This is a genomic window from Flavobacterium potami (assembly GCF_020026915.1).
Classification (GTDB): Bacteria; Bacteroidota; Bacteroidia; order Flavobacteriales; family Flavobacteriaceae; genus Flavobacterium; species Flavobacterium potami.
In genome coordinates, this window is the sequence record NZ_JAINUY010000001.1 from 902,054 (window position 1) to 915,131 (window position 13,078).

General features: G+C 36.9%; 11 protein-coding genes. 2 read left to right on the forward strand and 9 right to left on the reverse strand.

Annotated elements, in window-relative coordinates; all coding sequences use genetic code 11:
- Positions 1-123 precede the first annotated feature (123 nt).
- The 4 genes from K6T82_RS03880 to K6T82_RS03895 form a co-directional block, all read right to left on the reverse strand.
- Positions 124-1,446, reverse strand: coding sequence for a DUF2971 domain-containing protein (locus K6T82_RS03880; protein ID WP_144219303.1), 1,323 nt, complete (start codon positions 1,444-1,446; stop codon positions 124-126).
- A 259-nt stretch (positions 1,447-1,705) separates the two neighbouring features.
- Positions 1,706-2,560, reverse strand: coding sequence for a restriction endonuclease (locus K6T82_RS03885; RefSeq protein ID WP_144219304.1), 855 nt, complete (start codon positions 2,558-2,560; stop codon positions 1,706-1,708).
- A 275-nt stretch (positions 2,561-2,835) separates the two neighbouring features.
- Positions 2,836-5,187, reverse strand: coding sequence for a DEAD/DEAH box helicase (locus K6T82_RS03890; protein WP_144219305.1), 2,352 nt, complete (start codon positions 5,185-5,187; stop codon positions 2,836-2,838).
- A complete protein-coding gene (locus K6T82_RS03895) occupies positions 5,184-5,879 on the reverse strand; it encodes a Hachiman antiphage defense system protein HamA (RefSeq protein WP_144219306.1) in 696 nt (231 codons plus the stop codon). Before K6T82_RS03895 ends, K6T82_RS03890 begins: the two co-directional genes overlap by 4 nt.
- A 230-nt stretch (positions 5,880-6,109) precedes the next feature.
- Between K6T82_RS03895 and K6T82_RS03900 the strand changes: the two genes are divergently transcribed.
- The gene (locus tag K6T82_RS03900) at positions 6,110-6,580 is read left to right on the forward strand and encodes a hypothetical protein (protein ID WP_223704655.1); all 471 of its coding nucleotides are present in this window, start codon (positions 6,110-6,112) and stop codon (positions 6,578-6,580) included.
- A 61-nt stretch (positions 6,581-6,641) separates the two neighbouring features.
- On the forward strand, positions 6,642-7,031 hold the full coding sequence (locus tag K6T82_RS03905) for a hypothetical protein (protein ID WP_144219308.1): 390 nt from the start codon (positions 6,642-6,644) through the stop codon (positions 7,029-7,031).
- A 10-nt stretch (positions 7,032-7,041) separates the two neighbouring features.
- On the opposite strand, the gene K6T82_RS03910 is transcribed toward K6T82_RS03905, so the two are convergent.
- From K6T82_RS03910 to K6T82_RS03930, 5 genes are all read right to left on the reverse strand, one after another.
- The gene (locus tag K6T82_RS03910; RefSeq protein ID WP_144219309.1) at positions 7,042-7,467 is read right to left on the reverse strand and encodes a hypothetical protein; all 426 of its coding nucleotides are present in this window, start codon (positions 7,465-7,467) and stop codon (positions 7,042-7,044) included.
- A 10-nt stretch (positions 7,468-7,477) separates the two neighbouring features.
- Positions 7,478-8,104, reverse strand: coding sequence for an SOS response-associated peptidase (locus tag K6T82_RS03915; RefSeq protein WP_144219310.1), 627 nt, complete (start codon positions 8,102-8,104; stop codon positions 7,478-7,480).
- 291 nt (positions 8,105-8,395) lie between these two features.
- On the reverse strand, positions 8,396-11,449 hold the full coding sequence (locus tag K6T82_RS03920) for a DNA polymerase III subunit alpha (RefSeq protein WP_144219311.1): 3,054 nt from the start codon (positions 11,447-11,449) through the stop codon (positions 8,396-8,398).
- Positions 11,450-11,452: 3 nt separating this feature from the next.
- Positions 11,453-12,634, reverse strand: a complete 1,182-nt coding sequence (dinB, locus tag K6T82_RS03925; protein WP_186296647.1) for a DNA polymerase IV — start codon at positions 12,632-12,634, stop codon at positions 11,453-11,455.
- Positions 12,635-12,803: 169 nt separating this feature from the next.
- Positions 12,804-13,043, reverse strand: coding sequence for a DUF6965 family protein (locus K6T82_RS03930; RefSeq protein WP_144219313.1), 240 nt, complete (start codon positions 13,041-13,043; stop codon positions 12,804-12,806).
- Positions 13,044-13,078 lie beyond the last annotated feature (35 nt).

The following is a 13,078-nucleotide window of genomic DNA, read 5'->3' on the forward strand; positions in this document are numbered from 1 at the left end:
TAACTTAATAACTCAATTCATTTTGCTATTGGCACACTCTCATTTTTTAGAATTCCATATTAAAAAAGTAAATATCAATTTCTAATTAATAACAATATTACGGAAAACCATAATTTGGATCTTTCATGAGTGAAATCCTTCATTATGTCGTTCTATCAAAATTGTTTTGTCATTTATTTTAGTTAAGCTAATTCTTTCTGAACTGCGTTTAAAAGCTTTGGCTTCTTCATATTCTCCGCACAGAAATATTTTATCACCTAATTTTTCAATTAGAAAATTTACAAATTTTAAATCTTCAGAGTCTTTCATTTTAAAAGTAAGAGGAGCAATATGTTGTTCAACATTCAATCCATTAAAAAATTGTTTTCCTAAAGTAATTGATTTAATAGCACCTAGAGGATAAAATACTTTGCGTTCTTGTGAGCTAGGTATATCTGGTAGGGGGGATAATAACGAATCAGGAACTCCATAACCATTTGCATAAGTTACTAATCTCCATTCGTTTTCATAATTCCAATCCTGTCTTTTGACTCCAATAGAATATAGAAAAGGAACATCAGGGGAATTGCAGTTTGAAAGGAAAAAATCAATGCTTTCTAAATTTTCAACATATTGAATTGGAAAGAATGCATAGTTATTTATATTTTCATTTAACGCAGGTAGTTCATCTTTTATAGTTTCCCAATCCAATTCTATCATAAATCCCTTTTCAGTTGCATAATGTGACCACATCAAAGTGTGCAATGGCTCTGTTGTTAAAGAAATAATTCCAGAGCCATTCGTAATCATATCATAAAAGAGTTGCTTTATTTGTATAAAACCATTCTTTTTTTCCTCTTCATAATTTACTTCAAAATGGTTATTAAAATTATATTGATTATAAAATTTGAGGAATAAAGGTTCAGATAATTTTGAAAAATCCCAAAGCAGATTGGAGGAGTCCATAGAGTCATTTAAATGGTAAGGATGACTACAAAATAAATATTGATTTGTTACTGCATTTTTTCCATTCGTATTATTTGCATAATATTTGAAAACTGATTTTGGAGTTTCTTTCGGTGATTCAACTTCATGATTTCCGTTTTCAAGTTTATATAGCCATTCTCCGTACTTAAATGAATTTGGCTTCAAATTATCAAAAGGTATAATTTCAGTCACAGAATGCTTGCCTGTTAGCATTGGTTCACCTCCAGTTATCCCTCTTTTAGGAGTGCACACCAAGAACATACTGTCAGTCTCTAAAATAGCAAAAATAACTTCTCCATTTGTAGAACTGACAGTATCTACTGTGTCAGTTATCTGTTTGCCATTATGACTGAAAGTAATACTATATATTTTTCTGTCTTTTAGAACTTTGTATCCTTGTTGCTCTATAAAAGGAATAATAGTCTTGTTTAAAAAAGCTTCTGCTTCTATAGGCGACATAGTTGGGATGAAAAAGTTCATACATGTTTTCTTAATTACGGACTATTTATTTAATCGACATTTAGAGATACTTCTCTTTCTTTCAAACATAGAAAATAAATACTAATTACTATTAGGTATTTGTACGTGTTTTATTTGATGATGATTTTTTGATTCTAAAAAATGCTACTTACGATGACTATGTCATAAATCTTTTGCTGATTTGTTGCTGAAAGTTTTTGATGTAGAGAATAATCTGCAATCCAGATATAGTATTGACCAAAAAATAATAAACCTTGTCTTATTGTTTATTGTCCAAATTTTGGACAATTATTCCACTTTGCGATATAATAAATATTTGCTCCTCAAAAAGTTTTTCCATGATCAGCCATACCTTATCCACAATCGAAAAAGTAGTATTCTGATTTTTATCCTGTACATTCAATAGGCCAGTGAAAGTGATTCTTTTTATTTTTTGCGTGCTGTTTTGCAGTCGCAAAATAGAATCTTGAAACTCATAGGTTTTAGTTACAGTTTTAAAGGGTCTTTGCTTGTTAAGATATTCTTTGAATATCATTATTTCATCAAAAAGCGTTGTTTTTCTTCCATTAGGCTTATTAACATAAATATGATATTGGTTCTTTTCGTCAAGGTTTATAATTTTATCATCGATATCCAGAGCGATTATCTCTGTAACTTCGGGACGTTTAATATTTATTTTTATGTTTAGAACAATGTCAAAAAAATGCATTTGTTTTGGTGGTCCTTTTGTTTCTTTTTTGGCTTCCCTAAGCTGAACAATTAAAATTTTATTATGTTTTGCGAATTGATAAGCGTCGGGAGTATAACCGCTTTTTGAAACTATAATTCCTCGTTTTACATCTGTATCATTAATGATAGCTAAAAGCTTCATTACTATGTCTTTGTTAACTTTTTTATTCAAGTATTTACATTCTATCGCAGTTCTATATCTGCCGCTTTGATCAGTTTCTGAAGTTAGGACATCAATTTGATGCTGAACTCCTGAATGCCCTATAATTTTACAGTTACGCCCATATCCTTCAATATTAATATTGTATTGTTGTCCTAGAGTTTCATAAATATATTTTGTAATTAACTCATAAGTCTGCCAGTCAAGTTTATTATGGTCTTTCATTTATTTATTTTAGAATTTATATTCACCTGATTCTACAATTACTTCGGGCATATTTGACTAAAGTCTAATTTATAATAAATAATTAATTTGGAGTTGTGTTTATTTTTTAAATATTTTTAAAGTAGGTGTTTATGTCTGCGGTGGTTTTTCTTTAAAACAATTAATTTTCTTGAAGTTGTTGATAATGCATTAGTTTATTGTGGCAAAGATGTAGGTAACTCAACTGTTTTTTTAACTCAACGGAATTTGCAATTTAGTTTAATAATTGACAGTTTTTATTCCGTATACAAATAACGCTCAATTAATTGAAGATTATCTTCATCTAAAATATACTCGCTTATAGATTCTTTAAATGTAATTTCAGTTTCATCGATAGTCATAATGTGTTGTTTTAGCTCCTCAATTTCATCAAATGTAAAGCCATATTTTAGCATCCATATTTCTGTTTCATCATTAGTGCCATATTTTATATAATTGCTCAATATACTAGCTCTTTGGTCTGCAGTCTTTTGAAAATATAGAATAAAGACGCTGGAAACGGGATCTTTAATAGATAGCGATAAAACTTTATCGATATAATCATAAGTATCGTATACAACTTTGTCAAAATCAACTTCTAGCAAGTGAGTCTTGGTAGAGAAAAGGGGAACTCCTTTTTTAAAGTTAATATCGGGCAGTGAGTTAGCTATACATGAATATCTAACTTTTTTGTCATTAAGCAGTTTTCGAAACTCTTTTAAAGTTATTTCACTTTTAGTTAACTGACTTCGTAATTTTCTTCTAAAATCCTTTTCCGAAAGGAAAGCATAACGGAGTGAAATAATTTCTGCAAATGATTTCCCTTGAATTAACCACAGTAGCACCGGTATCGATGTACTCAAAACTTGTTTTTCTCCGTTTGTGAGTTCTTGTCTTCGAAGATGAACTTTGTAGATGTTTTCAAATGATTTTTTTAAGTTTTTTCTCCTTGATTCTTTTAGGTGATAATATTCTTTTGCAGTAAGCGGCTTATTTTCTGCATTTAGAAAATTATCTAAAATGAATTTAATATCCTCGTCAATGTCTGAATCGTTTATTCTAGCAATTTGGGATTCAGTTAGGTGAAGGTCAGTGTTAAAAGTGTCATTTTTAATTGCATCAACTATATCAGCAAAATCTTCATTATTACTATTTCCTTCCTCATCAAGTTCGGATGTTTCGGAGATTGAAGATTCTTTATTTAATCTAGAGACAAACAATTTTTTATTTTTTCTTTCAATTACTACATATCCATAATCAAAATAATTATTCTCTAAAGTTGTTCGTCCTGCTCTTCCTATTAAATTTTTAAGATTTAATGTTTTTTGGTCTTCATTTCCATTAAAAGTAAAGTTATTAATCCAAACCAAATCAAAAGGCATATTAATACCTTGAATAAGCGTAGAAGTAGAAAAACAAATTCTGGCATGCTTGTTATTGACAAAATCTTCAATTATTAATCTTGCTTTGAGCGGAATAGAGCCATGATGTATTACAATTCCTTTTCGCATTAAAAATATTAGTAGTGACTGCTTTTCGTTGTCATTCGTCGTGCCAAAAAAATCTTCTAATTTATTAATGTACCTTAAAGCATCTTTATTCTCGATATTTTCACATAGATCTACATATTCTGAATAGGTATCCATGAAGCTCCCATCATATATTTTGGATTTGGAAATAAAAATCAAGGCAGTGCCATTTTTTTGAATAATTTCTTTAATTAAATTTCCCTCAACATTTCTACCTCCAATTTTATCCTCAAATGGTGAAAAATACTTGAACTTATTGTTATAGTGTTCGATATAAATTTTTCCAACAGTTTTTTGATTGTATGTTTCAGAGTCTGTATTGTTTGTAATATTGTGTTTTAAAAATTGAGCTTCAGGATTTACAATAAAAGGGTGGGTAAAAACTTTCTTAACATTATTTAATTTTTGCTCTATTCTTCGAACAAAAGAATCAAATTTCATTCCTCGAATTCCTTCTTCTGAAAGTTGTGCCTCATCAAGTAAAATCAGTTCAATATTTAACTTGTCTAAGTTTTTAAATAATTCTTCTCCTCTTTCTGGTGTGATTATAAATATTCTATTTTTTGTTCTTTTAGTGTTTACGATCTCAATAAATGCAAGGACAAGTGTTTCTTTTGAAACAAGTTTTTTAACTTTTATTAGGTATTCAGAAAGTAATGCTCGAGATGGGATTACAATTATAATGTCTCCGTTTGATTCCTTTATTATTTCCTGAAATAAAAAAGATTTTCCAGCACTGGTGGGAGCTGAGAAGGAGAAATTTGTAAACTTTTTAATTGAATTGTAGGCATCCGCCTGTACTGGACTAAAATTATGACCTGTATCATCCAATATTGCTTGAGCATACGAACTGTATACGGCCTCAAAAAAAGTGTTAGGTTCAGCTGTTTTATAAAAGAGGCCCATAAGAAACATCAGTTTCGGCTCATATTTTTTGAATGTTTCGGGCTTTAATTTCTTATAATAAGCTAAAGTTTCTAAATGGCTTTGATTGACTGGGCCGTATTTATGAAAATCGAAAAGAATTTCATCTATTATTTCCTGATGAAACTGCGGCTGAAAAATCTCATCATTTATCATATTTCGACAGCTATTAAATAAAGTTCTTTATGTTTTATAATTTCTTTTATGGCATCTGATTCCAAAGCATTGCTGAAAATGGTAAGTACATTATTTCCATTAAAGGAAAAAGCTGCAGTGTAGCCTTTATGTCCATTGGTTATGTGCGTAATGGTATCACTATGTAAAAATGGTTGCAGCCATAGTAATTCTGCGTGGTCTCTATCATCAATGAACTCGTTGATCTGATTTAATGCTCGTGCTCTAGGAGTGCCATCTAGGCTAAATTTGGCCTCTCCAAAAATTAAGTACATATTAGAGCTAACTGAATGAAAATCAAAACCTGGATTTCCTGATATTTTCTCTTTAAGTAATTCCGCCAGTGGAATTTTAGTATGATTGAACTTGAGCTCCAATGCATGCTGTGCGGCATATGAGACGATGTATTCTCCTATATCAACAGTTAGGCTACTAGTTACTTTGGCTATGATATCATTTACAATTTTATCAATGGTTTTTTGTGCATTAGCTTTAAAGGCTAGCTTTGATAATTCGTCAAGTGAATTTATCCAACTTGTATCGGAAATCTGCTTTTCAAATTCCGTAATAATAGGTTTGTAATCACTGATCTTTATGTGAATACAGTTAATCTCGCAACTGCAGAGCGATGAAAGATCTGGATATTCTGTTTTCTTGATTACATCTATTTTCATATTGAAGTTGGTTAGTTGCGAATATATGTATCTTTTGGAAGGAAAAATTACGGATTTCCGTACTGTAGCAAAAATCACCTTTTAAAATTAAAAACAAGTCCGTAAAAACACCTGATTTTGGATACTAAGGAAAATCAAACAGTGTATCGTTAAGCTTTTTAATTTAATACCATATTTTCCGTTTACTGCTTTAAAAAAAATACTATATTTATTTGTAAATAAGTTATTGTATGAATATTGATTATCAAGACACTAATATTTTTGAAGTTGATTACACATATAGAATTCAAATTTTTGAAAAGTACCTAGAGAATCAGAATTGTTCACAGGAACACTATGCGAACTATAAAGCTGGACTTATACCCAACATCTTTTACGAGAACAATATGTCCAAAATTCTTGAATTGTTTAGAAAAGAATTTCTTGAAGTAAAATCTGGAATCGAAAGGTATGAAATGGATAACAATAATGATTTTCCGATGCTCAAATCATATGTAAATACCGAAAGGGATTTGCGTAAAATATTTGATGAAAGCCAGTTAAAGGATTATACAGCATTGCTAGAAAGATCTTTTGACAATCAGAAGCTGGACGAAAAAGCTGCGGCAATAAGCCGGTTTTTCCTTCCAACTCCGATTTTGAAAAGTTATATATTTCAGGTGGAGAAGATATTTGGAAAAGGTATTATGGACCTACGTTGATAGTTTCTTGATATGAATTGTTAATAGGTAAGGTTTTGTTTGGGTAATTAATTATTTTTTTATGGAACTGCATTTTGAAGATGTTGCTTTAACGATCAGGGCTGGCGATCTGGATGTTCCTTTTGGTTTAAAGGATGAGGCTTTGTTTTTGACAGTTCGTTACCATTTGCTAGAATTGCTTTGCAGCAAGACTGAAATTTTCTGCTTTGGAATGGCGCCTGACAATACAGCCGATGGGCAGGATGAGCTGCTGCAAAATGGCATATTCTATCGCATTATCGGATATGAAAAGAATTTAGGAATCGATTTAGAAAATTCTGCAGAAGAAGTTCTTAGTGCTTTTCATTATTTGGTTGAAAATTTCCAGCCGAGATGGACTACAATCTTTGTTGAAGAGGGGCGAGACAAAAAAGAGGTAACAATTGAACTCCTGTATCAGGAAGTATTTTGAAAGTAATATTTTAAGAATTGAATAATGATCTTATATATTTCCAAAGTCTGCAAAACCATCTATAGAATATAAATCTCTGGTCGCATTCTGGTTCAGGTTCAATATATTTAACCGAAACCTTTTCAATATAATCTTCGATTGACGATCCTTTAAGCTGGTTGATTTCTTCTCTTTTCTGCTGAACCATTTCTTCAATCTGCTTCTCGGTTAATACTGTTCCTGCTTCTTCCGATGCGGTGCGAATTAATTCTCTTATAAAATTTCTTTCCTCGGCAATACACTGTGTTATATGGTTTCCGTACTCCTGTTCGGGATCGAAAAAATCATCAGGATCATTATACTGGATGAATTCTGTCTTGGAGTACAGCTTCTGCATAAATCTCTGATGCAGGTCTTCGGTGCTCATTCCGATGAAATAATCGATATCTTGTTTCATAAATCTGTTATTAATTTGAAGGAAGTGCAATTAAGTTTCCTTCGTAGGGAAAGGCAAATTCGGTAATAGCCACAGACTGGTCCAGCCAAGCTGTTTCATCCTGCTTTTTGAGCATGATGGGCATTCTGTGTTTATGGTTGTGCACAAAGTCCATTAGTTTGTTGGCTTTTGTGGTCACCATGGTATAGGTGTTTTTAATCTCATCTGTATCGGGATCCGTCCAAGAGGAATACAAACCTGCGAAAGTGAAGATCTCATCATCCTGCGAGTTGATCTGGTATCTGTCCTTGCTTTTTCCTTTTTCGTCGTTCCAGTGCCATTCGTAATAGGCAGATGCAATAATCAGGCATCGGTTGTGGGTTATATTTTTGAACGATGCTTTCTCGTCAATGGATTCAATGCGGGCATTAAGCGTATTCTTCCTAAACTCAATGTCTTTTGCCCAGGAAGGCAGCAGTCCCCAGGTGTAATCCGTTGTGATTAGATGCGGAGAGGAATTCAGTATTACAGGAATGTTGGGATGGGAGAACCCGTTTATAAAATCCGATTGCAGGTAAGTCTCTTCATTGTCGAGTTCCGCATTAAAGCGTCTTTTGAGATTTTCTATTGAAGCATTCTGCTGGGTGTAATAACACATAATTTTCCGTTTTATGGCTGTTTTAAAAATGTCTTATCCTGATACTAATTTGCCCTTTTAAGGGCTTTTGTCTTTTTCATACCGCCTAAGTTTGAATAAACGATCTTATGGAATTATACCCAATAGACATTAAACGCATCGAAAGACTTATAAAAGAAAATGAAAAGCGAAAACAAAAGCTTAGAAAAAGAAACAGCAGAAAACTGATGTACGGCATGCTTATTTTCCTCTTTCTGTTTTTGCTTCTCTATCAAAATTAATTCATTATTAGGACATTGCATAGCTAAATAGTCAAAATTTCATTCTGTGGCGAGGCAGATTAATTTCATGATCCTGCGGATAAGGCTGCCTATGGGTGCTGCTGACATCCTGTTTGATATTATGCTGGGTGGTATACCTTTTTTCCGAGTCCGAATATCTTGGGTCAGGAATGAAAGGCATTTTCGCCATTCTGGAAATGGTGATCGTCGGGAAATGATAGTCAATTTCCACAGTCCCCAAAAGCAGGTAGCAGCCCCCTCCCTGAAACGGGTTATTTACCAGACTGTCCGGAAAATGCGCCGTATCAAAATAGGCTCCCTCATGATCGATCCACGTCCCGAAATACATATTTCCCCTTTTGGTGGGCACCTGCTTGGTCGAGATCAGGTAAGCCAGCATGCGGACCTGCTTTTTATGATATTTTAATAAATCCCGCACCATCACGTCCCCGCGGTGTCTGGTCTGAAGCAGATCAAAAACGGTGCAGGATACCGGGAAATTCAGAAGCTCAATTTCATCAAAGGCATCCTCAAATACCGAGCGCTCCAGAACAGGCAGCTTAAATTCTTTGGCGGGCTGCTCAATAAGCATAAGCCCGCGGTTTTCAGGCTTGAAATTATTCATCAAAAGACTTACCTGTACCAGAAGCTGGTTTTTGGTTTTTCCGGTAAAGCGGAAAGCGCCGATGAAAATAAGCACTTTTATATTCTCAATGCCCATGGGTACCCTGTTTATGAAATCTTCGAGTGATTTATAAATGCCGTTTCTCTCGCGCTCAAAAGCGATGAACTGCGAGAGCTTTGAATCCAGACCCTGCAGGTGCATAAAGCCCAGATAGATATCGCTGCCGTAAAGCGAAGTTTCATATTGGCTTTTATTCACGCAGGGAGTATGGATAACAGCGCCGGCCATTCGAGCCTCATGCACATATATTTCCGTGCGGTAAAATCCTCCCTGATTATTGATGACAGCAACCATAAATTCAACAGGATAGTGCACTTTCAGATATAGGCTCTGATAGCTTTCCACGGCATAGGAGGCAGAATGCGCCTTGCAGAAGGAATAACCTGCAAAGGATTCGATCTGTCGGTAGATTTCCTGGCTCAGCTGTTCGGGATGCCCTTTTGCGGCAGCTGAAATAAAGAAATCATCCTTTACTTTCTGAAGCGCCGCTTTTGAGCGTCCCTTACCCGACATGGCACGTCTTAAGATATCGCCGTCAGCAGCTGAGAGCCCGCCGTAATGCAGGGCAATTTTGATCACGTCCTCCTGATACACCATAATTCCGTAGGTTTCTCCAAGCTCCTTTTCAAAGACTGGATGAAAATATTCAAATTTCGTAGGGTTGTTGTGGCGGAATATGTATTCTTTCATCATTCCAGACTGCGCCACTCCCGGGCGGATAATGGAAGAGGCTGCCACAAGCGTTTTGTAGTTGTCACATTTCAGACGGCGCAAGAGTCCGCGCATAGCTGGGCTTTCGATGTAAAAACATCCTATGGTGCGTCCCTCTGCAAGATAGATGTTTGCGGACTGTTCGTTTTTTGAGATTCCCGTGTCGCGGATATTGATGCGAATGCCTCTGTTCTGCTCAATTATTTTCACGGTATCATCAATATGCCCGATACCTCTCTGGCTGAGGATGTCAAATTTATCAAAACCGATATCCTCTGCCGTATGCATATCAAACAAGACAATGGGAAAACCTTTCGGCGGCATTTCCAGCGGCGTGTAATTGGTCAGCGGTTCTTCCGAGATCAGGATTCCGCAGGAATGCATGCTGCGCATATTAGGATATTTTTCGAGCATCATGCCGTATTCCTGCACCAATTTAACTATGGAGTTGGTCTGGTGGAGCTTCATGGGATTTTTGGCAAGCATATCCAGCTCGTCTTTGGGAAGTCCGAATACCTTGCCGACCTCGCGGAAAATAGATCGGTATTTGAATTCCACATTGGTGCCGCAGAAAGCCACATTCTCATAGCCGTAGCGGTCGAAGATGTATTTCAGAATCACATCACGCTCTTTCCATGACCAGTCTATATCAAAATCGGGAGGGCTCTTGCGGTTTTCATTCAGAAAGCGCTCGAAATACAGGTCAAGCTCCAAAGGGCAGATGTCCGTTATTCCAAGACAGTAGGCAATAATGCTGTTGGCGCCCGAGCCCCTTCCGATATGCAGGAAACCCCGGCTGTTGCTGTAACGGATAATATCCCAGGTAATGAGAAAATAACCGCTGAATTCAAGGTCATTGATTACTTTTAACTCTTTCTCCACGCGCGCTTTTGCTTTAGCATTATGGCGTCCGTATCGCCAAACCAGACCTTCTTCGGCGAGGGTGGTCAGAAGGGCAATGTCCCCTTTTTTATTTTTGGTATAATGCTTTTTGTTTTTCGGGCTTTCGAAATCATACTGAAAATTACAGTGCTCGATGATGTATCGTGTATTCTGGATAATCTCTGGATAATCTTTATACAGGCCGATAAGTTCCGTTTCGGGAATCATCAAATCAGATTTTCTGCAGCAGTCATCAGGCCCAAGTTTTGACAGAAGTTCATTGAGGTCGACTGCACGCAATATCCTGTGCAGGTTGTATTCCCTTTTGGTTCGGAATACCACAGGCTGGAGGATAACCATTTTGGAAATCCTCTTTTTAAGCTCAGGCATAAAAAGCCTGCCGAGCTGGTCAGGCTGGATGCCGATATATTCATTTTCGCCGAGCACTGCCGGTGCATTTTCCAGCGCATAGATAAAATAAGCCGATTCAAAAGCCGGAGCCTTTTGCGGAAGAGGAGCGCCGCTGAAATTATGATCGGTCAGAAAACGGTTCATCTGGGCAAGCCCTGCAGCATTTTTGGCGAGGCCGATATAGCGAAATTTATGCCTGCAGCGGAATTCTATCCCGACAAGGGGTTTTATGCCTAAAGCTTCGCAGCCTTTTATAAAATCATAAATCCCTGTTACGGTATTAATGTCGGTCAAGGCTGCCGCCATGACACCGCAATCCGCTGCCTGTCTGATCAGATCATCCAGCGGAATGGTGCCGTAGCGCAGCGAATGAAAAGAGTGGCAGTTGAGAAACATGATTTATTTTTTGCGTTTTAAAATTTCGTTTTTATTATTGGGTTTGAAAGAGGCGCCTGCGCATCTCATCACGGCATCAAAGCCGTAACGGGTCTTCATCCTGTCCATAGCCTGATACAGGGCAAGCATTTCCTCGGTATCATTGAAAAGGTCAATCTGATAGGTTCCCCTGACCAGTCCGCTGAAGCGGACTCCGATAAGGCGCAGCCTCATTCGGCGCTGGTAGAGCTTGGTAAAGAGATCAGTGACGGTCTGGGTCAGAATATGATCCGCTGAGGTGTACGGAACTCTAGATTGTTTGGTCTCGGTATCAAAATTGGCATATCTGATTTTAACGGTCACCGTTGAGGCGAGCCACTCTTCTGCGCGTAGCTGGTAGGCGAGTTTCTCCACCATGCCCTGCAGGATTCTGTTCAATTTTAGTACATCAATGGTGTCCTGGGAAAAGGTATGTTCGGTTGAAATTGACTTTCTTTCCGTGTAGGGTTCCACAGGAGTATTGTCTATACCATTGGCTTTTTTCCAAAGTTCGGTTCCGTTCTTGCCGATCATCTGCTGCAGGGATTCGGCAGGCATTTCAGAGAGTGTCTGGATGGTGCGGATGCCGATTCGGGAAAGGAGTTCAAAGGTTTTCTGGCCGACCATCGGGATTTTTCGGACGGAGAGCGGATTTAAAAAGGACTGCACCAGATGCTCGGGAATTTCCAGGTTCTGCTTTTGCTTGCCCTCGCCGGTTCCGATCTTCGAAACGGTTTTGTTGACCGAAAGCGCAAAGGTGAGGGGAAGTCCCGTCTCTTTGGTAATACGCTGGGCGAGTTCATCTGTCCATCTGTAGCTTCCGTAAAATTTATCCATGCCGGTAATGTCCAGATAAAATTCATCGATGCTGGCTTTTTCCACCACGGGCGCTTTTTCCTGAATGATTTCGGTAATGTCGTGGGAAAGCCTGGAGTAGAGTTCCATGTCTCCTTTCATAATTTTTGCCTGAGGGCAGAGTTTCATGGCCATGTGGATAGGCATGGCAGAACGCACGCCGAATTTTCTGGCTTCATAAGAGCACGAAGCCACAACGCCTCTGTCACCGCCGCCGATGATAAGCGGTATGCCGTTAAGTTCTGAATTTGTCAGCCTTTCGCAGGATACGAAAAACGTGTTCATGTCGATGTGTACAATAGCCCGGCTCATAATCTTAATCATTTTATACAGATCAAAATTAGTACAGATAGCAACAATTCTTAAAAATAAAATGTTCTAAATAATAACAAAATCTAAAAAACCTTATTTTTCAGGGCATAAAAAAAGCACCCATATCGGTGCTTTTTTCCTTTATTAAGAATTTACGGAAGGATCAAAATTATTCAGCAGGACTTTCTTCGTTGGTCGGCTGGGATGCTGTTTTTTTCATAAGCAGGTAAAAATCCCTTAAATGCCACCATGCCGGGCATCGGTCTATGGGGCCGTTAAAATTTCTGATGGTGGTATAGCAGCTGTTGAGGAAAACCTGCGAGTTGGTGATCTTTGCCCAAGGAGTCCACTCCACTTCCTTGGGCGGCGGATTGTTTTCAAAATGGCGTTTTATTTCTTCATGATTCATAGGGCAAAATTACTTAAAAAACCAGAACAGATCAA